Below are 23,447 nucleotides of genomic sequence, written 5' to 3'. Positions count from 1 at the left end.
CGAACGAGTATTGGGTATTTTTTTAAGACTGGTGGCGATGATTGACAGAATGTTGATGCATATAAACTTATTTACAGGTTGTTAATAAAGTTTCAATTTGTTCTTTGTCACGAGCCTTTGGTGCATAGCGCAGGTAGCGCCGAAATGATTCACATGATTGTGGTGATGCTCCTAAGGCTGAATAAGCAATACCTAAAGAACGATAAGCCATAGGATTATGTGGTTCAATCGCAAGTATTTCATTACATATTGCTAAAACCTTGCGATAATCACCTTGTTGCAGAGAGCTACGAACAAGCGCTAACTTAGCAGCAACTTCTTCTTTATTTGCAGCAGCTGTAGAGTTGGTATTGGTTGCTTCGTTAGTTTTTTCTTTAACAGCAGTTTTAGTGGTTGTATCGCTTGTGGTATTTTCAGGTTGTGGTTGTATTGCGGTAGTTGCGGTGTTAGCCGATTTATTGTCATCAATGTTTTGCTGGTTATTACGAAAACGATTTTTGTTTTTGCCCAATCCTTTTGTGAATGCTGCCGATCGAGACCATTTGTTATTATTACGATTCTCAAGGGTACTATCGTCTGTTGTTGAAATGTTTGAGTTTGCATTTGCTGGAGCCGCAGAGTGATGCCCACTTGCATTATTATTTGTCTTAGCAGTAGTATTAATAGAAGAGTCATTAGTCGAGTTTGGTGTTGTTGCTGGTTTATTAATAGCTACATTATTGGTGTTGTTCATTGCATCATTAGTATTCGGTGATGCTATTGTATTCTGTTTTTCCTGATTGTTGGGCTTAGTAAGTAATTCTGCGATGGTTTTTTGGTCGAGGCCAAAAGCTTGATTGCGTAACGCCCAAATAGTCGCGGCACTTCCAACTACAGCAGATAGTAGCATACCTATAATAATTAATAATATTCGCGTACTATTAAGTAATCCTGTTTGTGGCTGATTTACGACAGACAGTAATTCTTTTGGGATAACAACATAATTATTATCTGCGCCGCTTTGTTTAACTGTAGCTGCAGGGTTAGGTTGCTCAAATACTGCAACAGTACCGTTAATTGAAGATTCATTATCTTGATCTTGTTGTGGCTCAGATAAATCGCTTGGTCGAGCAGTGATTTCGTTTTGGTCTGCTGATGAACTAGTTGCTGCTTGTTTTACTGTAGGTGAAATTAATGAAGGGTCAAATTGTGATTCTGGTGTTCTAGCCTTTTGTATATCAGAATCATCAATTTCTAAAGCAAGAGACGGTAATGGTACTGGAATATTTGGGGAGATATTCTTTTTTGTATCAGTATTTTCAATAGCGGGTGGTGGAGTAACTGTTGGCTTTATTATAGGTAAAGAATTGGTTAATGTAGCAGGAACATTAAAATTGATTTCTTCTCTTTGTTTAAAGCTTACTACTGGCGGTATTTGATTACGCGCTTTTAGCATTGCTTCTAAGTCGGCAATATTTTTGGCACGCCCAGGAGTATTTTCTGAGTCAGCGTCAGTGGTTTTTATTATCGAAGGTGGCGTCAACTCATTGACTTGCTCTGCACTCGAAACTTGGGACTCAGATGGTTGTAGTTCATCTAGCACTTTTTGTGATTCAGAAGCTGCAAGCGTTGCTGTGGTTTGGGGAACGGTTTCGTTTAAATCAAGTGGTGCTGGATCTTGTTGTTCAACAGGTAAAACAATACTGGTTAGTATTAACGTGATAATCGGTACGGCTGGATCATCATCTTCAGAAGAAGCGAGATAATCTTGAAACGAATGCGCTTCAGTTCCTTGAGTACGTAATAGTTGCGATATTGATGCCGAACAACCAAGTTCTAAGGCAAGATCAAGAGCTCCAGGTTGCAGAGTAAAACGTATACCTTCAATTTTTTGTTGAATTGAATCGATGAGATCTAAAGAATATGCACGAACACCGCTTTCGATTGCAGCCAATAGCTGTAAACCGCTGCGGTTTGTTGCCAACTTGCCTAAGGGACCAAAGGTAGATTTAACTGATGAAGCATTTAAGCTTTGAGTCACAACATTAGCATGTTGTTCTTTTAACCAACGCGCGAGATCGAGTTTTGTCAGTACACCTAATTTAATCGCAGCAGCTCCAAATTGTAGTCCTTCACTGTGCATGATCTCATCGATTTGATTTAATAAATGATTACTAATTGCGCCGCGTTCATGCAGCAAAGGGCCTAATCTTTCACTAGATAATGATGAAGCTGCAACAGTAGGGGCGCCATTAGAAAATCCAATCATACGAACATTGCTTCCTTCAACTAACTTAAGGGCGCCTGTTAATTTCTGGCGCACTGCGCGCATGATCAGACTTGGAATTTCAAGACGCGAAAAGGTGCCGTTGATTTCGTTACTATGCAGTTTTGCTAAATCGAGTTCACTCATGACAATCCTGGATATATTTATAGTAGAGCACTACCTGGAGTTAGTTTCAACAATCGTTATCGCCTCATAACGCTAAGTGCTATTTCAATTTTAGCTGGTGTTTTAATGTTGTCGATTTATTTGTTACAAAATGTTGATAAGATTACGGTAAATTAGTGGTGATGGTTGCTTCAAGTTGTTGAATTTGACCAGTAAGTGGATGTCGTACTTTTACCGACATTATACCTTCTGAATTAATTTCTATAATGGCTTTTGCACGTGTCCCTGATAATGCTAAAGCGTGACTGCTTGGAAGTCGTACTGTACCGATAAGAGTATTTTGATCAACAGATTCGTTTTCACCACGATATAGAGTAACACGATATTCAATATCTCCAGAAGCCTCACTTACAATATCAATTTCAGCGCTTGCTGGCAGGCGAGCACCTCTAGGTAATACGCGAATTGTACCACCATCTGCTTTAGCAACTCTGATAGATGCTGGTAACACATCGATAAGATCAATTGATCGTTTGCTATATAATGCGTCAGCGATTAGGGCAGCCCCAAGTGCTACTGCTTCATCAGGGTGAATAGTACTAGAGGGGGTGTGACCGAAACGCTCAGAAAGTAGACGACGTACGTGGGGGCTACGACTTTGCCCGCCAACCATTAACACATCATCAAGTTGGTTAGCCTTGATTCCAACAGCATCAAGTACGGATTGCAACAAGGTGAAGGTTCGTTCCACTAGATCGTTGGTAAGCGTTTCGAGGGTATTACGTTCGATTCTTGTTTTTAATTCAAGAAAACCATTTGGTCCTTTATAGATGTAAGGCAAAACTATTTCAGCACTTAAAGCTTCAGATAATTGTCGTTTGGCTATCTCAACAGCAAAACGAATACGTTGTATTGAAACCGGATCTTGGCGAATGTTGCAGTTATTAGCGCGTTCAAAACGCATCATTACGTATTCAGTAACACGATCGTCGAAATCGGAACCGCCTAAAAAGGGATCACCATCAGTAGCTATAACTTCAACCCGAGCACCATCTATTCGCAGGAGTGCAACATCGAAAGTGCCACCACCCAGATCATAGATGGCTATTGTCCCCAGCATATCACGACCCCAACCATAAGCGACGGCGGCTGCGGTTGGTTCGTTTAGAATTCTCTCTACGTAAAAACCAGCCAAACGCGCAGCTTCTCGTACTGCTTGACGTTGCGTTTCACCAAAATAAGCCGGAACACAAATAACCGCTCGATTGACTGTGCAACCAAGATTATCTTCAGCAATTTCTTTTAGGGAGCTTAAGATATAAGCAGCAACTTCTTCTAAACGTATTACCCGGTCATCGATACAAGCGGCAACGCGTCCATCTTCGCCACAAGTAAGATCGTATGAGAAAAAATGACCAAGGTTACGTACTTCTTTTGAAGCGAAAGGACGCCCAAGAAAGCGTTTTGAACCATAAATTGCACGGCCTGGCATTAGAATCATTTTTTCAACAGCACGGTGGCCAACAAATATTTCATTATTGGGGGCGATAAAAACAACCGAAGGGATAATTTGATAGCCTAAGCGGCTAGTAATAACTTGTGGACGGCCATTTTTCATTATCGCTACACAACTATTAGATGTTCCAATATCGATGCCGACCACAGGACCATCTAACGAAATTAGTGGCGCTCTTTCAGGGCGGGCGATGGTTTCTAACTGTGGTGTTGGAGGAGTTTTGTCAATTACTGGCTCAGGCACTTTATTGCGAAATTTTTCAATTAAAGCTGCAGCACTTTGATCTACTTCAACAAACTGTAATCCCATGCCTGCAGTTGCTTCACCAGGAGTAAAGGCTGGGCGAGCATGAATGACTCTACCAACCATACAAGCAAGACTGCTACCGTCAGGCAAAACAAATTCGATAGCAACAATGCTACCAAGTGGTGGAGGGCTATCGTGACGAACAAAAAGGCCACCATCGCTGAGATTGGTAGCATATTTTTCTTCAATTTCATCAGCACCAGCTACAGCGATGCGTACTCGGCTTTGAAATTCTTGGCGTGCAGATCGATGTTTAGTATCGGTAGGTTTCATGTGGTTTTAAGTAATAAATAAAAAACCGAATCCAGCCACGAATCAAGCAGTAAACCACCTTAAGGCTTATATCAATCTTGTATTTTATGGGATAACTAGCTGTAATTTAACGGTTTTTACGACGTAAAGCGCTGACGATCTTGCTTTTGGTAGAACTAGTGCGTGCACCGGCTGCTTCAAGTACACGCCGTTCGATTGCATCAAGTTTGGCTTTTAGTTCGATATTATTACCGGCCTTGTGCTCAAGGACGAGTTCGACTGGGGCACTAAGGCCCTTACGCATGCGTATCACCTGTTCTTCGAGAGCTGTAACTTTGGCAACTCGTTCAGTGGTTTGTTGGTTACTTTTTACTTGCTTACGTTTGGTCATCATTCTCACTCACCCTCCGAATTGCCCGGGCTTTAAAGCCCGAAGGGTAGTTAGTAGCATTAAAGAAGCCTGCGCGCCCAGTCCTCTTTAAGCATTTTTAATGATATTAGGTGGCGAAAAGGCCAACGTCAAAAAAACAGACAAGATCTTTTAGTGATTTTATAGCAACATATTGCTGCAAATTATGTATCTACGCATAAGGTTTGGCAAAAATCACATAAAGATTTTAAATTAAAAAAATAGAGATACACCCTAGATTCAGACAATAGAAATGATCACAAATAAGAAAAAATAAAAGTAGCAGTATATCAGCTATATCATGGCCTTTCATTCTTAAGTTTCCTATTCTTAAGTTCTTTAAATACCCAGTTTAAAACATAAAAATGAAGATTTAAAGAACTTAAAAACTTAAGAATTAGGAATTTTAGGTGAGCTTATTCGAAAAGAGTGTCTAATAATAAAACTTAACACTAGAAGTTATAAATTTGTTACATTTAATAAAGGAGGTTTTTGCTGCAGTTCGCAATAAAATTTAGTATGTGGTTATGGCGATGATTAATGCCCATGTATTAGTACTAAATCGAAATTACCAAGCAGTTGATGTGACTAGCTGGCGTCGAGCAATGTGCTTACTTTATATCGGCGCTGCTCGTGCATTAGATAAACAATACCGTTTATTTGATTTTGAAGATTGGGCAGCTTTATCTGCTAATGTAGATGATCAAACTGTAGGTACAGCCAATCGTCGTATTGTTATTCCGCGTATTGTAGTTTTACAGGTATATGATCGTATTCCTGTGGGTCGCATTCGTTTTTCTCGACATAATCTTTTTGCCCGCGATAACCATACTTGTCAGTACTGTAACAAACGTTTGCCACGTCGTGATCTTAATCTTGATCACATAATTCCACGCTCTCGTGGCGGTAAAACCAATTGGGAAAACGTGGTCACTAGTTGTATCAAATGCAATTTTAAAAAAGGTGGTCGTACTCCAGAAGAAGCAAATATGAAACTTATACGACCAGCTCGTCAACCACGCTGGGGCGAATTAGTGCACTCTTTACGCATGCGAGGTTGTTATCGCGAGTGGCTACCGTTTTTAAATATGGTAGATGCGTCGTATTGGAATACTGAACTAGAGACAGATTAAGTAGGGGCGATCGCCCCTACTTAGGTATTACTTAGAAATATGAACGAGTAGGTCGATGATCTTATTTGAATAGCCCCACTCATTATCGTACCAAGAAACTACTTTAACGAAATTATCGTTAAGCGAGATACCAGCGCCGGCATCAAAGATTGAGGTACGTGAATCAGTTAAGAAATCGGTAGAAACAACAGCATCTTCGGTGTAACCAAGAATGCCTTTGAGCTCACCTTCAGAAGCAGCTTTCATGGCAGCTTTGATGTCTTCATAAGAAGCAGCTTTGTTAAGGCGACAGGTTAAATCGACAACCGAGACGTTAGGAGTAGGAATACGGAAAGCCATACCGGTAAGCTTGCCAGCAAGCTCAGGAATAACTTTGCCAACAGCTTTAGCAGCACCAGTTGACGAAGGAATGATGTTTTGGCCAGCACCACGACCACCGCGCCAGTCTTTAGATGAAGGGCTATCTACAGTTTTTTGAGTAGCAGTGGTGGCGTGGACGGTGGTCATTAATCCTTCAATAATGCCCCATTTGTCATTAAGCACTTTAGCGATAGGAGCCAAGCAGTTAGTGGTGCAAGAAGCATTTGAAACAATGTCTTGACCAGCATAGCTTTTGTGATTGACGCCCATAACAAACATTGGTGTGCTGTCTTTTGAAGGAGCTGAAAGCACAACTTTTTTAGCGCCAGCTTTAATATGAGCACGGGCTTTTTCATCAGTTAAGAAAAGACCAGTAGACTCAATTACACACTCTGCGCCAACTTCATTCCATTTAAGATTGGCCGGGTCTTTTTCTTGGGTAACGCGAATGCCTTTGCCGTTAACTACCAACATGCCGTCTTTAACTTCGACACTGCCTTTGAACTGACCGTGGGTTGAATCATATTTGAGCATATAAGCCATATATTGGACATCGATTAAATCGTTGATGCCGACAACTTCGATGTCTTTGCGATCTACAGCTACGCGGAAGGCGAGTCTTCCAATACGTCCAAATCCATTGATACCAATTTTAATTGCCATGATGTGTTCCTTTAAACCTCGGTATGGAGTGTTAATGCAGTTTTTGCCTGCGCGGGACCCGGTGCCGAGTACCTCACTCACCTAAACCGCATTTGCTTTTGGCTAGCGGGCAAAGGTGTTAATCGGGTGCCCGAGCGCTTACATAAACATATGGCGGTTTAGTTGCAATAGTTCATGTGCCCCGTAAACTTAAATGTTACCTAAATAAATATATTTTTAGATAAATTTGTATAAGTTTTAAGGGCCAGTATAAATACACCGCGAAGTTGGGGTTTCATGAATTACAATGGTGCTAAGGCCATTAATTTTGCAACTAAGTTTTTCCCACACCCATTTGGCGATATTCTCAGCGGTTGGGTTTTCTAACCCGGCGATCTCATTGAGTATCTGATGATCGAGCATAACGTGTAAAGGCGCAAAAGCCCCACTAATTTCAGCGAAATCACAGATCCATCCATGATCTTTTTGTATTTCTCCGGTAACATGAATTTCACATATATAGCTATGACCATGCATTTTATGGCATTTATGAATCATAGGAGTGTTTGGAAGCCAATGTGCAGCTTCAAAACTAATAGATTTTACAATTGTAGTACTCATCGCGTTTACCTCAATATTATGGCATTACTAAAGTTACAACATCAGGATCGCAAATAAGAAATGAATCAGTCGATTGATTGGTTTATCTTAGTTATATAGGAATTTATAAATATGTTAAGACACATGGATGAGTCTTTTCTGTCTTTGTGTCCTCAGCCAATCGCTGGGATTGATTGGCATAGTTTAGATTTAACTCCTCGCGACGGTTTTGTTTTATCTCGTATTGATGGTCGCATGTCTGTTCGTTTACTTTCAGATGTTGCCGGTATACCGCTAGACGAAATAGTAACAACTTTAAAACGACTTGAAACAGTCGGGGCTGTACTCTGGACCAAGCAACTTGAAACAGCTTCTAATAACGTAACTACCAAAAATATTAATAAAGCCAATGAGCCTATCACCAATAACGCTAATGATTCACAACTAGATGTGGGGGATGGGCTAGATGCGGTGGAAGATACCGATCTTTCACCAGCCGAGCAAAGACTAATCAATGCGGTAAACAATCATTATAAAGTCTTGACGCACTGGGAATTGCTTGAATTATACGGTTCTCCGAGTAATGTTGACATAAAGCGTGCGTATTTTGCCCAGTCACGAAGGTTTCATCCGGATCGTTATTTTGGCAAAAATCTTGGTATATTTAAAGCTCGTTTAGAAAATATTTTTAAGGTAATAAAAGCAGCATATGAAGTACTTGCAGATGATGATAGTAAAGCCAAGTATGCTGCACTGCATCCACCACCCAGTGTATTAGTGCCACTTGATGTTATCATTGCGCGTATGGCAGCTGCAGCCACTAGTAATACCAACAATGTGCCGACAACGCCTATTTCTGGAGTAGTAGCTAAAGAGGCAATAGCTAAAGATAACGAAGAGCTTGAGCGAAGACGTCAAGAAATTCTTGATATGCGAAAAAGACATCGCCTTGATTCTTCTTATGCAACATCACAAGCAAAGACTTATGCCGCTGCTGGTCGTGCATTATCCGAATCTGGGGATAACCAAGCGGCTTTAGATTATTTTCGTCGAGCAACCTTGTTTGATCCTGCAAATACATTTTATCGACAGCTTTTTGAACAAACTCAAGCGCTGGTTCATGGGGGCGCTACAAAGTCTATAGGGAGAGAAAGTGTATCAAATGATAATCATTTAGTGGTTGTTAAAGAAGATAGATAAATGTAACTAGGGGGGTGTCCCTAAATGTTGGACCGAGAGATTCACGAAAGCCGCGTAAACGATGACCGCGCACGCAGCAAAATCATGCAAAAGGCTTGCTTGTGGCAAGTCGCAGGCAGGATTTTTGCGAGTACGCGGTGTAAGTAGCGGATTTCGTGAAGATCGACGGGAGACATTTAGGGACACCCCCTAATAATATCGTGAACACCATTGCAGTCATGTACCATTTCAGGCGAAATTAATTAAAGCGCTCATGTCAAAAGTTATTGGAATTGATTTGGGGACCACGTATTCATGCGTGGCAATTACTGAACAAGGGCAAACTCGCGTATTGCCTAGTCGTACGGGACCGAATACAACCCCATCTGTTGTCGCAATTACCGAAAATGGTAAGCGTTTAGTCGGTCATTTAGCAAAACGGCAAGCCATCACTAATCCTAAAAATACCATCCATGGTGCCAAACGACTTATTGGGCGTAGGTTTAACTCGCCTGATGTTGAGCGGGCCATGAAACTTGTTGCCTATGGGTGTATTGAAGGACCTCATGGTGATGTAAGAGTAAACCTGGGCGACACTATCTATTCTATCCCTGAAATCGCATCAATGATTTTACAAGAGATGCGTTTATTAGCCGAAAAAGCCATTGGTGAGCCGATTTCTAAAGCGGTGATTACGGTGCCAGCATATTTTAATGACAATCAGCGGCAAGCGACAAAGGATGCTGGTCGTATTGCTGGTATGGATGTTTTACGCATAATTAATGAACCTACGGCAGCAGCACTTGCCTATGGTTTTGATCGCGGTCTTGAACAAAAAGTTGCAGTTTTTGATTTAGGTGGCGGTACCTTTGATATTTCTATTTTAGAGATTTCAAATGGTATTTTTGAGGTATTAACGACTATTGGTGATACATTTTTAGGTGGTGAAGATTTTGATGAACGTATTATCGAATGGCTACGAAAAGGTTTTTTTGATGAACACAACATAGATCTTAGCAACGATAAGATGGCCTTGCAGAGACTACGAGATGCAGCAGAGCGTGCTAAATGCGAATTATCGTCGTCTACTTCTGTTGATATCAATTTGCCCTTTATTTACACTTGCGATTCTGGCCAAGCATTGCATCTGCAGACCAAGCTCACCCAAGAGACGCTAATTGAGCTAGTGATTGATTTAATTAAACGTACAATTTCTATTTGTGAACGTGCCTTAGCCAGTTCAGAATTACAAAAAAGCGATATTGGTTCGGTGATACTTGTTGGCGGTATGACGCGTATGCCACGCGTGCAAGAAGAAGTTGAAAAGTTTTTTGCAAAGCCACCATCAAAAGGAGTTCATCCTGATGAAGTTGTTGCCTGTGGGGCAGCGATTCAAGGACATCTTTTAGCATCAGGAGATAATAAAACTTTATTACTTGATGTAACCCCCCACAATTTAGGGATTATGGTGCAAGGTGGATTATTTGATGTAATTATTAAAAAAGACACCACTATACCTACTAGCGAGAAAAAAACATTTACTACTATCAGAGATGATCAAACTCAGGTACGCATTGTAGTTTTGCAAGGTGAGTTAGCTCGTGGAGAGCAGAATGAATTGCTGGGTGAATTTTTACTTGATGGTTTACCCAAGCGCCGCAAAGGTGAAGTGAAAATAGAGGTAACATTTGATATTAGCGCTGATGGTATAGTCAGTGTGTCTGCTTGTGATCTCGAAACCAGCAAAACACAAGCAATAACAGTTACTGCCACTAGCGGTCTTACTGAAGAAGAGATTGCAATTATGGCAGCTGAAAACGAAAATGTGCTTTTAGCTTCAGAAGCGAGTGATGCTTTTGAAAATGAACGTGTTGAAATTGAGCGTTTAATTCGTGAGATCGAACGCTTATTACCCGAGGCGCAACCTATTGCAACTGGCACAGATTTCGGTGGTGCTGCTCTACAGAAAGCTGAGCAAACTCTGAAGAAAGCCCGTTTTGCTATTAAAAAGCGTGAAATTAGTGAGATGCAAAGTATACGTGAACCGCTTGAACGTACGATTACACTTTTGCGTAGCGTGATTGGCAAATTGAAAAATTAAAAAGGGCGATGCCATCTCATAATATTGTTGTGAAGCATTAAGGTGAAAACGTGAGTGAGCATCTGATCAAACAAGGCTTCAAGCTTTTTATAGCTGGTGATTTTTTAGGGGCTGGAAGACTTTGGCTGGACGCCTATAGCAAGACACCAGACGATCCATTATTATTGGCGTATCTTGATCATTTACATGAAGTATCTCCTGCCACCTTGGATGAACTGAAAGCTACTGAGAAAGCGTCAGAAAAATCATCAAACTCACAATTACCGGTGCAGATATCATCGCAACTAAATAATACAACGAATACCAATAACACTAATAAAAGTGATCCGTGGCTTGAAACTACTACAGACAATGACGATTCGCCGCTGCAGGTTGATTCAAACGATGCAGGTCTTAAATTAATTAACTCAGTTTTGCATGCAAACCCACTAGCGTTAAAGCTGTCAAAAAGTACCGTGATTGCACGAATGCAAAAATTGATGAGTGTTGATAATTTTTCGGGTGCATATGAAATTGCACAGACAATACTTAGAAAAGAACCTGATAATATTGAAGCTCAACGTATAGCGAATATATGTCGTGAACAACTTGAGACTATGTATCTTAATAAAATTGGAGAGCTATCAAACAAGCCCGCTGTGCTCATGTCGCCTGAAGAAATTATTTGGTTAGATCTCGATCATCGTTCAGGCTTTGTTTTTGCGCAAGTAGATGGAACCTTAACATACGAAGAGATCATTGAACTAACAGGTATGGCGAGATTAGAAACATTAAGCATTTTATGCGACCTGGTAAATAAAGGTGCGATTAGATAATTATAATAAATATATTAATTTTGTGCACCCGGTAGGGACTAGGTGCATGCGAGTTTTACGTAAGGGGTACGTATTGCTGGTCGAGCGGGCAGCCAGTTTCGATATCAACACGAGTAAAGAAATCTTCTGTAGCGGTCTCAGCAATCAGTTTTAGCAATAGCATTTCAGCATCTTTGCACCAAGACTGAGCTTCTCCTACAGTAAGATAGCCGGGCATCAGCATTTGGCGCACAAAAGAATAAGTAAATAATTTTTTTAAAAAAATACGCAAGCGCTGCGCTTCATCATCGGCTAGCGAAACTATGCGATGAGGGATAACCATTTCTGCTTCGGTGAAACCTTTTGGTTGTACAGCCGGTAAGGTTTTATAGAGGACTAAATCACTTGTACCCTTGAGAGTAAAATTATCAATGATTACTTCACCGTTTTTAGTCATGCCTTCAAGCCGTGCACCAAGGTTAACCACACGACCACAAACGGTATAGTCCATATGTCGCTCAGAGCCGATATTACCGACGATGGCTCGGCCAGTAGCCATTGCAAAACCGAATTCGCGTGCTTCAACATCAAGATCTTCGCCTAAGGAGCGCTTAGTATATAAAAAATGATTGAGTACTCGCGATGAGGCTTTCATGTAGCATAGTGCTAAAAGGGCACGACGTTTATGCGTATCAGCAGGATCACCATCAGGTCGTTCAAACAAGGCCATAATAGCGTCACCCATGGTTTTATCAACAACGCCACCCCAGAAAGCTACACACTCAATAAACAGATGAAAGTAAGTGTTTACAATGCGAACTACTTGATCTGCAGTTCTACGGTTTGACATTGCGGTATATCCACGCATATCGCCGAATAGAACGGATACTTCGCGCAGTCGCCCGCCGGGTCGAGCCAATGATTCATCAGCAATTAAGCGGTCAATTATAATCTTATCATTATATCTAGAAAAAAGTTCGATGCGTTTAAGCATATAATTAAAACCGCTAGCAAGTTCACCTATCTCATCTTTTCGTTTAATTTCGAGAGGTTGGCTGAAATCACCACGAGCGATGTTTTCAAATGCGGCCATAATAATACGGAGGATGCGTACTTCGCGACGCATCAATAGCAAACCAAAAATAAACATTACCGTAGCAACCCCGCTGGCGAATATAAGCGCTCGTTTTCTGGCTTGTAGAAGAGCTGCATCAAGTGGAGTGCGTGAAAGAGTTAGAATGAAGTATCCCACTAAACGTTTGTCTATTTTTTCAACCCCTGCAACAATATTAGATTTTTCATGCCAAATACCAGCACGTAAATGATAGGCGCGCTGATTGGGATCAGCATAGTAGTTAGGACCTTTGGGGTCACGTAAATATTCTGGCAGAGTGTCATTGATACCACTACCCATTAACGAAGCTATAATGCGACCATTTTCATCAGCAATGCGCGCATCGAGTACATTGGCGGTGTCTTTAATTAAAGTTTTTAAAATTCGCTGCAGACCTTTTTCGTTATCAACAGACAGAGCTGGTCCACTAAGACCAGCCAAAGCTTCAGCTAGTCGTGATCCACCTTTAATTATTTCTTTCTCATAAGTTGAACGTAACACTTCATGCATTGCAAAAAATATCGCAAATGCTGTGCCAACCGTGGTGAGTAATAAAAACGCTGGATACTTACGTGATATACTCATGAGGTTAATCACTAATCTATCGCAGTTATGGAGGTTAGTGCGAGGGGGTAGGCAGCTTTTTTTAAAAAAGTATACATTATTAATATTGGAGGCAATTGAGGCTAGAAATATATTCATTTTTGTGTAGTTATAACAATGTGAAAAATCTACGATATTTTTTATTATTGCTGACGGTTGGATGTGGCAGCTCAGTGTTTCCAGCAGTGGTTATTCCATCTCGACCTGTTGCTGCTGATTGGCCTGATGCTGGTGCTGCCATAATAGAAGATGTTGCCGTAATTAAATTTGAAACAGCTAGAATTAATCGTGAATACCAGCCATTAGCTGTTGCTATTGTTGAACACCGCCGACGTTTAAAAATATTAAGCAATGCTGGTCTTGCTGCTTCAAAAGTTGAACTAGAAGTTGATGCTTGGTCAGAAATTAAAGATATTCATGCGCGCGCCGTTTATCCTGATGGCACCATAATAAATATGTCTAGTGGTGATATCTATGTGGTACCGCAAACTCACTTAGGGCAAGCGTTACCATTGAAAACCATAACATTTGTTATTCCGCACGCAAAAGTTGGTGGTTTGATTGAATATAGTTATCGCCAGGTTTATCCAGATGCTTTATTTTTGCCAACTTGGGTTTTCGGTAGTCGCTATCCAGTGATCCGAAGTGAGTTATCAGTTATTTATGATCAAGATATGACGGTTGATTTTCGCTTCGGCAAAGGAGAGAAGCGTGAAGAGTTTTTGCCTTTACGCCGAAATGAAGATGGCAGAAGTCGTCTTGTTTTTGTGCTGCAAGATTTGCCACCCTATTATCCAGAATCACATGCAATTCATATTGCTCGTCAAGCACCCTGGTTGGCTTTAGTTGTCACTTCAGTTCGAAAGCCAGAACCAAGGCGTTTAGAAACTTGGGACGATTTTCGACAATTTATGAGTATATTGGCGTATTCTCTTGGTGAGTTGCAGGCTTCAGGCTCGCCTCGTAAGGTTTATCGTACGGTGCGTGATTCGATTGATACAATTTCGTCAAATAACCTCGCTAGCCTTAAGCCAGTTCAAATAACTCAAATGAAAAAAGGTGTGCCGGTTTGTAATCGTGATGCTAGTGCGACGTTATTAAAAGCTTTGCAAGCAAATCATATTGAGGTAGCTCCAGCGTATGCGACAGGCTCTACGGGTCCACCAGTTTTACATGATTTTCCTGGAGCATATGGCTTTGTGCGTGCATTAGTCGCTGTTCGCGTGATTAGTAGTTCGACTGAAAGTGCCAGATGCTCACGTTCTGATGCTAAAGTTGACCCATCTTGTAATATACGCGATGGAGAAATTGCCCTACTTGATCCTGGCTGCTCACAATGTCGTTTTGGTGAGGTTTCATGGGAACTTGCAGGTGGTGAAGCTGTTGTAATTTGGCCTGATAAGGTGAGTTGGATACCCATTGCCCTAGATTCACCAGAACAACATAGTTTGCGTTTGCGTTATCATCTTAAAATTGACAGCGATGGCACAGTTACCGGTAATCTTAAGGGAAGTGCGACTGGTAACGCTGCAAATTTGATAATGTCGGCAATTAAAAATCGACCTGACTCAGACATAACAAATGCGATTTACGGTGAGATCAGCCCTCATCCAAAGTTATCAGGTCTATCGGCACCAAAGCGCAACGAGGCAGAGCAAGATTTTGTGTTTTCTGCAAAAGTTAAGACTCGTATTGAAAAGCAGAGTTATGAACGATTTGTTTTACATCCTGCCGAGGTATCAGGACAAGCTTTGCCAGGAGATTGGCGAATTACCCGCCGTGCTGATGCCATTTTACATGCGCCACGTACGATTGAACATGTAATTGTTGTGGATTTGCCAACGGGTTATGATGTGACTTTACCTTTAACAATTACAATTAAAGCCAGTTTTGCAGAATATTTTGCAACTTATGAAAGACGAGATCGCTCATTGGTGTTATTGCGCCGCATTCGTCTAAAAGCGCCAATTATCAAAGCGAACCAATGGGATGTATTTAAGCGTTTTATTGATAAAGTTGAAGAATACGACTCACAAGGTGCCTTGATTAGCGTACGGAACTAAACCAAAATTCACTGAGTTTATAAATACTTTACAGAATATAGTTTATTTTGTTACTGGGGAGACCGCGAGCCAAGATAGCTCAGTCAGGCAGAGCAGCTGATTCGTAATCAGCAGGCCGTGGGTTCGATTCCCATTCTTGGCTCCATTCTTCTTTTGGACTCAACCACTTCCGAGCGCTCGAACGCGTCAGCAGGATAGGTCACGTTTTGTGACCAAATTTGTGTCCAAAAATGCTGAAGCGCAGGGCTTCGCCGAAGTCCGTCTCCAAACACGGGAGACGCGATCATGGGCGTGTACCAAAATGGACGCGGGTAGCTATTGCTAGCACCATCCTAACAATAAAGCTTAATCAATTCAAATAGTTATTGTCTGACTTTACATCTCAGCCAAACAATCATGCCTGTCTCTTCAAATATGTATTACACTTTTGTTCTGGAAGTTTTGTTGAAAATCTTTTGCGTGACAATTTTTTTTCGCGTTGCGGTTGTACACAGACCGCTCGGTTTGTGTACGGGCGTAATATAGTTGTGACGAAATGCATTACAATTGTCGGCTAGATGTGGTATAAATCAGGAATGCAAAAAGCCAAGAACCAACGATGCAAACCAGATAATCAAAAGGCAATTGGTTACATCCGAGTTTCTACAGAGGAACAACACCTTGGACCTGAAGCCCAGCGTGACGCAATGAAGAAGTGGTGCAAAGCAAACAATAAGATTTTTGTGGCCGTCTTTTCAGATCTTGGCATTTCAGGCGGGGCACCCATTGATAAAAGGCCAGGTTTAATTTCGGCCATTGAATCCTTGAAGGAACAACAGGCTGGCATATTACTCGTTGCAAAACGTGATCGCCTTGCCCGCGATGTTGTAATTGCTGCCATGATTGAGCGTTTGGCCGAGCGTACAGGGGCAAAGGTCTTAACAACTGATGGCACTGGCAACGGCGATAGTCCCGAAGCCATGTTGCTTCGGGGTATCGTGGATGTTTTTGCCCAATATGAACGTGCACTAATTCGCAGCAGAACCAAGGCTGGCCTTGCCGTCAAAAAGAATCGCAATGAGAGAAGAGGTGGCCTTCCCTTTGGATTTCGTTTGGCAGGTGATGGCCTGTTATTGACGCAAGCAACGGTGTAGGAAGAATTCTCAATGAAGAACGAAACTCAAATTGCTGTTCGTATTCCACATGACCTACTAGAACGCGCCGACAAGCTCGTAAAGCCTATGAGCAAGAGAGCGGACTTGCGTGTTTGGGGCGGCAAGGTTTCGCGGTCAAATGTCCTTAGGCTGGCGTTACTGAAAGGCTTGGAGGTTTTAGAAAAAGAAACAGCAAGCCTCGAAGAACAAAAACAGGAAAACAAATGAAGCTCACTGATAACGAGAAACGTGAAATCCAAAAGCTTATCGATTCAGGTAAGCCGTTGCCCGATAAATATCGCTTCTTGCTTTTCGACGACAAGCGCGAAGTGGAACTTGTGTGGAACGGCAAGACCAATGAGGTCTGCAATATTGTTTTGCCATTTCAGATCATTGAACAAGTGGATGAACCCCACCTTGCGCTCAAGTATATTCCGCGTGAGGTGTTTGACAAACGTGCTGTTGAAAAGAACCAAGTGGTCTTTCACGATGTCTCATATATTGAAGTCAAACCAATCGTAAAAAAGAATACCGTTGCCATTGAATTAACGGATTTCTCCGTCAACTACGCACAAGACTCCGTAGACAATGCTGCCGAATCATTGAAAGAAGGCAAGAACAAGATTGTTGTGGAGGGCGGCAAGATCATCAAGGTTTCAAAAGACAAGAATGGTATTGTTACAAAAGATGTACTGACCAAAAAGTGGACTGATTGGATTGATTATTGGAGCGTGGATTTTGATTTTGAATCTAAGCGCGAAATTATACGCACGAAAAATCCCGCCACCGCAGAAATGGAAGAGAGTTGGACTGGCGATTTCATTTTTGAAAACGAATGGCAAAGCTTTAGAACCAAGAAAGATCGTTCGTTAGAGCTTGTTACACCACCTCATGAATGCACCAAGGGTAAACGCTACAAGATTGCCGTCAAGGTTGTAGATATCTTTGGCAACGACACCATGAAAATTGTGGATGTGAAGGTGTAGCATGGCTCCAATTGATTACCATTACGGGAAATTCCCACCACAAACATTTGATTGGGAAAAATTTATTCCGCTTCTTGGCCCTGTTCATTCTTCTGTTGCACGATACGATGGACTTCTTACAGCAATTCCAAACCCTGCCATCTTGCTTAGTCCCTTAACCACACGTGAAGCAGTGCTCTCAAGTCGTATCGAAGGCACTCAAGCAACCTTTGGTGAGGTATTAGAGTTTGACGCAACTTCAAATGTTGATCGCTTTTCTGAGGATAGAAAAAACGATATCCACGAAATCTTAAATTACCGCAAAGCCATGCGGCAAGCGGTTGATCTACTCAAAGACTTGCCAATCTGTCAGCGCGTCATCAAAGAAATCCACAAAACCATTTTAGATAGCGTGCGCGGACAAAACAAAGCGCCAGGAGAATATCGCAAGATCCCCAATTGGATCGGTCCTGTTGGGTGCACAATTGAGAATGCCCGCTTCATTCCTATATCAGCGGACAAATTGCCTGATGGGATCAGCACTTGGGAAAAATATATCAACAGCGATCAACCTGATCGCTTGATCCAATTAGCTGTTTTGCACGCGGAATTTGAAGCGCTTCACCCATTTTTAGATGGCAATGGCCGCATTGGACGGATCTTGATCCCAATTTTTATGTTTCAGATTGGATTGATCCACAGCCCCATGTTTTACGTGAGCGGTTATTTTGATCTCCACCGTGACGAATATTATTCCAACTTGCTCGCGGTATCAAAAGATCACGATTGGATGCCTTGGTGTCTATTCTTTTTGAATGCTCTAAAAAATCAAGCCGAAGAAAACAGCAAAAAGGTTGAAGAGATTTTAGCGCTATACAACCAGTTAAAAAATGAGCTGCCAGAAAAAAGTCATTCTCAATATGTTATGAAAGCACTGGACTGGATTTTCAGTAAGCCAATTTTTAAAGTCATTGATTTTATTGACTAATCTAAGATCCCAGCTCCAACGGCAAGAAGGCTTATCAAGTCTTTAGAAAAAACAAATACAATCAAAGAGTTATCGTCTTCTAGCGGTCGGAAATCAGCGGTTTTTACTTTTCCACAATTGTTAAAAATTACGGATGGTTATGATGCTTTGCCGTAGGGGAAATGGATTTGTCGCTCACTTTTATCAATTTTTGAGCGTCAATAGCTTTTGGTTTGCAAACATGAGCATCAAACCTTTGCGGTCATTTATCCCTTTGAATTCAATGGGAATAAAGAACTAAAGGAATCCGATGGCTATTCATCCTTTTTTTCCAACATCTCCGTATCAAATCTTGAACCCTGAACACCGTTGGTTTCCTGCTGACGAAACCCTGCGAGCAACCAGCTATGACAAATTGTTGCCGCCGCTTGTTCATAAGCTCCGCAAAGAAGTCATAGCATGGCGCAACAAAAACTATGCTGGAGCATCAAGCACTTCTAAAGCCTTGCTTAACTGGTGGTTTAACACTGAACACATTACACCCAAACCAGACGGATCTTTGTTTGAATTCAAATATTATTTTGCCCAGCGTGAAGCGATTGAAACGGTTGTCTTTATTTACGAGGTAGCACAGGTAAAAGATAAATACGATTTAATGCGTTACGATTCATCGGGCGCAGTATCAGCCTCGATGTTTGATGAAGAATGGCTACGTCTTGTTTTGAAAATGGCTACAGGCAGCGGCAAAACCAAGGTCATGAGTCTTCTTGTTGCGTGGTGTTATTTTCACAAGACCTATGAAGAAGATTCAAAACTGGCTACGAACTTTTTGATGATTGCGCCAAACATCATTGTGCTAGATCGCTTGCGCACTGATTTTGATGGGTTACGAATATTCTTTAGTGACCCAATATTGCCAGACAACGGGTATGAAGGCCGCAACTGGCAAGACGATTTTCAAATGACACTGCATATCCAAGATGACGTAAGCATCATACGGAAGACTGGCAATCTGTTTCTAACCAATATCCACCGCGTCTATGCAAGCAATGAAACGCTACCAAGCTTTGAAGATGACAATCTTGAAGAATATTTTTTAGGTCAACGACCTTCAGGTAAAACCACAGATTCAAAAATTGATCTCGGTATGATCGTGCGTGAGATCAATGAGCTGATAGTGATCAATGATGAGGCACATCATATTCATGACAGTCGCTTGGCTTGGTTCAAATCCATTGCCGATATTCACAATAGATTAAAACAAAAGGATCACTTTCTCTCTTTGCAAATTGATGTAACAGCAACACCTAAGCACAACAACGGGGCCATCTTTGTTCAGACCGTTTGTGATTACCCATTGGTTGAAGCAATCACCCAAAATGTGGTGAAGCATCCTGTGTTGCCCGATTCAGCAAGCAGGGCGAAATTGTCTGAACGTAGGAGTTCTCGCTATACAGAAAAGTACGCTGACTACATTGCCCTTGGTGTTGAAGAATGGCGCAAGGTCTATGTTGAGCATGAAAAGCTTGGCAAAAAGGCCGTTCTCTTTGTGATGACTGATGACACCAAGAACTGTGATGACGTGGCTCTGTACCTTGAACAAACATATCCAGAATTCAAAGATTCAATTCTCGTCATCCATACCAACAACAACGGCGAGGTGTCTGAAACCGATTCCAAGAAAAGCAAAGATGAGCTTGAAAGGTTACGCAAAGCATCCAATGAGATCGATAGCTGGGACAGTCCCTACAAAGTGATTGTTTCCGTGTTGATGCTGAAAGAAGGCTGGGATGTGCGCAATGTGACCACCATTGTTGGTTTGCGTGCTTATGCTGCCCAAAGCAATATTTTACCTGAGCAGACTTTAGGTCGTGGTTTACGCAGAATGTATCTTGGGTCTGAAACTACTGAATATGTCAGCGTGGTGGGTACGGATGCCTTCATGGATTTTGTAGAGTCAATTCAAAGCGAAGGCGTTGAACTTGAGCGTAAGCCTATGGGTGAAGGAACTGACGCCAAGGCTCCCATTATTATCGAAGTGGACAATGAGAACACCAAGAAAGACGTAGACAAGCTGGACATTGAAATCCCAGTGTTATCAGCGCGCATTTATCGGGAATACAAGAACCTTGAAGAATTGCAGCCCAATACATTTGGCACAAAGAAAGTTGCCTATCGGCAATTTTCAGAAGAAGAAAAACGCGAGATTGTTTTTAAGGACATCACTACAGGTGAAATCAACCATACCACGTTGCTAGATTCCAACACGGTTACTGATTTTAGAAGCGTGATCGGATACTTCACCCAAGTTATTATGAAAGACCTGCGCTTGATCAGCGGTTATGATGTGCTTTATGCCAAGGTCAAAGAGTTTATTTCGGCCTTCTTGTTTACCCGTCCTGTTGAAATAGACGACCTCAATACACTGAGAAATTTATCTGAACTTGAAGCCAGCAAAACCATTGTTGAAACCTTCAAGAAGAAGATTAACGATCTGACGATACAAGACAAAGGTAGCGCCGAGATCCGCGACACAATAAAGCTTCGACATACACGGCCATTCGTTGTCAAAGACCAAGGCTTTCTTATTCCCCAAAAAAGTCTTTTCAATAAGATCATTGGCGATAGCCACCTTGAATTGATATTCGCTGCATTTCTTGAGAAGTGTGAAGATGTTGTTGCTTATGCCAAGAACTACATGGCGGTGCATTTTAACATTGACTACGTGAATGCTGATGGTGACATCTCTAATTACTATCCCGATTTCATTGTAAAGACTTCAGACCGAGAGATCTTTGTTGTGGAAACCAAAGGGCTAGAAGACCTTGATGTCCCACCTAAAATGCAGCGTCTTAGAAAATGGTGCGACGACATCAATGCAGCGCAGAAAAAAATTCATTTTGATTTTGTGTTTGTGGACGAAGAGGACTTCAACAAATACAAGCCCGATTCGTTTGAAGGCTTGGTGAAGAATTTTAGGAAGTACAAGGACTAAATTTTTTGTGTCCAACCTCGTGACTAACGCTGGTGTCCTGCTGTATAGTGTTTGTCCTAGGTGATTTTTATCAGACGGACAAAAGCGAAATCATTCTAAGATTTCTGATTTTGTTGAAGAAAGAGAAAATTTAAGCCAAGATGTCGTCCCTTTCGTAATCAGCAGGCCGTGGGTTCGATTCCCATTCTTGGCTCCATAAGTTTTAAAAAATAAACCGGTATTAGGTTCTTCGGTATTAAGTGTTTAATTATTAGCGAAACAATCACAATCTGATAAATCAATATTATCAAAATTGAATACTACCGGATTGCAACAACCTCCCTTGGTAATTTCAAGCCGTTTGCAATCGTGTTGTGAGCCAATGTATAAAAATAAAAAAATTAATACCGATTTTCATTTTAGATTACTCCCAATCAAGGTTAGTAAAACATCAATTTGAGTATTAATTAATCACTAAGGTTTTGTTACCTTTTATAACACCGCAGCATAACTGTTTTGGGCAATTGACATATAAATTTATCGAGAATGAATTTCTTTGAGTAATTCCTGAGACGTTACTCTGGCTATAATGAATGTAACCCGGTGCACTTGGTTGTATATCTACCGAGACTATATGAGGACTAAATGGGGGCAGTGTATTAATAACTTAAGCGTAACATTTTGAAAACACTAGCTAATATTTGTGCTTGTGTTTTTATAAAGTTATGTCCCTAATAAGCCCAATAAGTTGCGTTGATTACAACATAAGTACTCTTTATATTTGAAAGTGTACACTGTATAGTGTACAACAATGATATGAAATATCGTGAATTGACCCGTCTACTAAAAAAGATGGGGTTTGTTTCAATAGGAGGCAAAAGGCACGAAATATTTGAAAAGGATGGGAGAAAAATCCCTATTCCAAGACATAAAGAGATAAAAGAAAACACAGCGAAAGAAATCATCAAGCAAGCGAGCGAGGTAGACGATAATGGAACAAGTAAGATTTTTAGGAAAGGTCATTAAAAACGGTCGTTACTATGAAGTTAGTGTCCCAGACTTAGGGGTATACACCCAAGGTACATCAATTAAAGACGCTCACGAAATGGCCATAGATGCCCTTGAAATTATTGTTGATAAACCAGATTTCAAAGCTGAACTGTTACCTATAGATAAAACAACCTTTGAAATATCTGGGTCAAATTCAAAATATCTAATCGCATTATTTTTTCGTCAACTAAGAATTAACGCTAAATTGTCCCTATCAGAATTTGCTCAAAAATTAGGAGCAAAATCCCGTAATGAATATGCTAAATATGAACAAGGAAAGGCTGTTCCGGGATTATCTAAAGTTGCCGAAATAGCTAACGTTATTGAACGTACTATTGAAATAGGACGGGTTTGGCGTACTCGAAAACAAAAAAAGACCACACAGTTATCTCATCATGCTTAATTTTATTGGGTTCAAGCCGTCTGCAATCATGTTGTGAGCCAACAGTTAGATTCCAATGACTTACACAGGTTTGTGGAGGATTCATGACACCATAAATAGTTAAAGCTATTTTGGTGTCGGTAATATTAGGAAACAACAAACGTACACAATCGTTAACTAGTTGATATCATTGAATAATTATAAATAATTGCTACCATATATTGCCATATATCTTAAAATGACGTTTTTAGAGCAATTTTAAGTGGTAACTAGTTGATATTGTTGGGTTATGGTGGTGAACATGAAGTATAGTATTATAAGTGGTATTGATTAATTAAAAAGATGGGCGATAATTATAATAATTAAGGCTAAAAGGATGGAAACGGGGTCATTAAAAATCGTATGACTTCCTCAATCATAATCCAACCATTAGGTAAATGGCATCTTCGTGTTTATCAATTATTGCTATACCCTAATGGCGAAGGTTTGAATAGAACATTATTATTTATTTGATGAAGTAAAGCGGTCAACTA

General features: G+C 41.0%; 16 protein-coding genes, 2 tRNA genes and 3 pseudogenes. 15 read left to right on the top strand and 6 right to left on the bottom strand.

What is annotated here, in order from left to right:
- Positions 1-67: 67 nt before the first annotated feature.
- From JW841_12325 to JW841_12315, 3 genes are all read right to left on the bottom strand, one after another.
- The gene (locus JW841_12325) at positions 68-2,392 is read right to left on the bottom strand and encodes a tetratricopeptide repeat protein (protein MBN1961721.1); all 2,325 of its coding nucleotides are present in this window, start codon (positions 2,390-2,392) and stop codon (positions 68-70) included.
- A gap of 142 nt (positions 2,393-2,534) precedes the next feature.
- A complete protein-coding gene (locus JW841_12320; GenBank protein MBN1961720.1) occupies positions 2,535-4,466 on the bottom strand; it encodes an Hsp70 family protein in 1,932 nt (643 codons plus the stop codon).
- Positions 4,467-4,572: 106 nt separating this feature from the next.
- Positions 4,573-4,839: a hypothetical protein gene (locus JW841_12315; protein ID MBN1961719.1), complete on the bottom strand. Its 267-nt coding sequence runs from the start codon at positions 4,837-4,839 to the stop codon at positions 4,573-4,575.
- Between the two features lie 548 nt (positions 4,840-5,387).
- On the opposite strand from JW841_12315, the gene JW841_12310 reads away from it, so the two are divergent.
- Complete coding sequence (locus tag JW841_12310) at positions 5,388-5,987, top strand: HNH endonuclease (protein ID MBN1961718.1); 600 nt, start codon at positions 5,388-5,390, stop codon at positions 5,985-5,987.
- 27 nt (positions 5,988-6,014) lie between these two features.
- On the opposite strand, the gene gap is transcribed toward JW841_12310, so the two are convergent.
- Together gap and queD are read right to left on the bottom strand one after the other, a co-directional pair.
- Positions 6,015-7,010 carry a type I glyceraldehyde-3-phosphate dehydrogenase gene (gap, locus tag JW841_12305; protein MBN1961717.1) on the bottom strand — a complete coding sequence of 332 codons (996 nt, stop codon included), beginning with the start codon at positions 7,008-7,010 and terminating at the stop codon, positions 6,015-6,017.
- Between the two features lie 237 nt (positions 7,011-7,247).
- Positions 7,248-7,610, bottom strand: a complete 363-nt coding sequence (queD, locus tag JW841_12300) for a 6-carboxytetrahydropterin synthase QueD (GenBank protein ID MBN1961716.1) — start codon at positions 7,608-7,610, stop codon at positions 7,248-7,250.
- Positions 7,611-7,733: 123 nt separating this feature from the next.
- On the opposite strand from queD, the gene JW841_12295 reads away from it, so the two are divergent.
- The 3 genes from JW841_12295 to JW841_12285 all read left to right on the top strand — a co-directional run bounded on the left by JW841_12295 (position 7,734) and on the right by JW841_12285 (position 11,684).
- Positions 7,734-8,789, top strand: coding sequence for a DnaJ domain-containing protein (locus tag JW841_12295; GenBank protein MBN1961715.1), 1,056 nt, complete (start codon positions 7,734-7,736; stop codon positions 8,787-8,789).
- A gap of 253 nt (positions 8,790-9,042) precedes the next feature.
- The gene (gene dnaK / locus JW841_12290; GenBank protein MBN1961714.1) at positions 9,043-10,869 is read left to right on the top strand and encodes a molecular chaperone DnaK; all 1,827 of its coding nucleotides are present in this window, start codon (positions 9,043-9,045) and stop codon (positions 10,867-10,869) included.
- Between the two features lie 50 nt (positions 10,870-10,919).
- Positions 10,920-11,684: a hypothetical protein gene (locus JW841_12285; GenBank protein MBN1961713.1), complete on the top strand. Its 765-nt coding sequence runs from the start codon at positions 10,920-10,922 to the stop codon at positions 11,682-11,684.
- Between the two features lie 55 nt (positions 11,685-11,739).
- Here the strand turns inward: JW841_12285 and JW841_12280 are convergent, their stop codons facing one another.
- The gene (locus JW841_12280; GenBank protein ID MBN1961712.1) at positions 11,740-13,362 is read right to left on the bottom strand and encodes a HAMP domain-containing protein; all 1,623 of its coding nucleotides are present in this window, start codon (positions 13,360-13,362) and stop codon (positions 11,740-11,742) included.
- A 137-nt stretch (positions 13,363-13,499) separates the two neighbouring features.
- Here JW841_12280 and JW841_12275 point away from each other — a divergent pair, with 137 nt between their 5' ends.
- The 11 genes and pseudogenes from JW841_12275 (at position 13,500) to JW841_12225 (ending at position 22,935) form a co-directional block, all read left to right on the top strand.
- Positions 13,500-15,443 carry a DUF3857 domain-containing protein gene (locus JW841_12275; protein MBN1961711.1) on the top strand — a complete coding sequence of 648 codons (1,944 nt, stop codon included), beginning with the start codon at positions 13,500-13,502 and terminating at the stop codon, positions 15,441-15,443.
- Between the two features lie 68 nt (positions 15,444-15,511).
- Positions 15,512-15,588 (top strand) — tRNA-Thr (locus JW841_12270).
- A 412-nt stretch (positions 15,589-16,000) separates the two neighbouring features.
- Positions 16,001-16,576: a recombinase family protein gene (locus JW841_12265; GenBank protein ID MBN1961710.1), complete on the top strand. Its 576-nt coding sequence runs from the start codon at positions 16,001-16,003 to the stop codon at positions 16,574-16,576.
- A gap of 12 nt (positions 16,577-16,588) precedes the next feature.
- Positions 16,589-16,804, top strand: a complete 216-nt coding sequence (locus JW841_12260; GenBank protein MBN1961709.1) for a hypothetical protein — start codon at positions 16,589-16,591, stop codon at positions 16,802-16,804.
- Positions 16,801-16,989 (top strand): annotated as a pseudogene (locus tag JW841_12255) (site-specific DNA-methyltransferase). The gene JW841_12260 and the pseudogene JW841_12255 overlap by 4 nt, the downstream one beginning before the upstream one ends.
- A 3-nt stretch (positions 16,990-16,992) precedes the next feature.
- A pseudogene (locus JW841_12250) lies at positions 16,993-17,562 on the top strand (site-specific DNA-methyltransferase).
- A 1-nt stretch (position 17,563) separates the two neighbouring features.
- Positions 17,564-18,685: pseudogene (locus tag JW841_12245) on the top strand (Fic family protein).
- A gap of 133 nt (positions 18,686-18,818) precedes the next feature.
- Positions 18,819-21,503 (top strand): DEAD/DEAH box helicase family protein, encoded by a 2,685-nt coding sequence (locus tag JW841_12240; GenBank protein MBN1961708.1) that lies wholly within the window; start codon positions 18,819-18,821, stop codon positions 21,501-21,503.
- A gap of 134 nt (positions 21,504-21,637) precedes the next feature.
- A tRNA-OTHER gene (locus tag JW841_12235) sits at positions 21,638-21,699 on the top strand.
- Between the two features lie 599 nt (positions 21,700-22,298).
- Positions 22,299-22,508: a type II toxin-antitoxin system HicA family toxin gene (locus tag JW841_12230; GenBank protein MBN1961707.1), complete on the top strand. Its 210-nt coding sequence runs from the start codon at positions 22,299-22,301 to the stop codon at positions 22,506-22,508.
- Entirely contained in the window at positions 22,474-22,935 is a 462-nt protein-coding gene (locus JW841_12225; GenBank protein MBN1961706.1) for a type II toxin-antitoxin system HicB family antitoxin, read from the top strand. The genes JW841_12230 and JW841_12225 overlap by 35 nt, the downstream gene beginning before the upstream one ends.
- Positions 22,936-23,447 lie beyond the last annotated feature (512 nt).

The sequence above is a fragment of the Deltaproteobacteria bacterium genome (assembly GCA_016931625.1).
Taxonomy (GTDB): Bacteria; Myxococcota; XYA12-FULL-58-9; order XYA12-FULL-58-9; family JAFGEK01; genus JAFGEK01.
The sequence above is the reverse complement of the archived record's forward strand: the minus strand, read 5'-3'. Positions and strand labels throughout refer to the sequence as shown.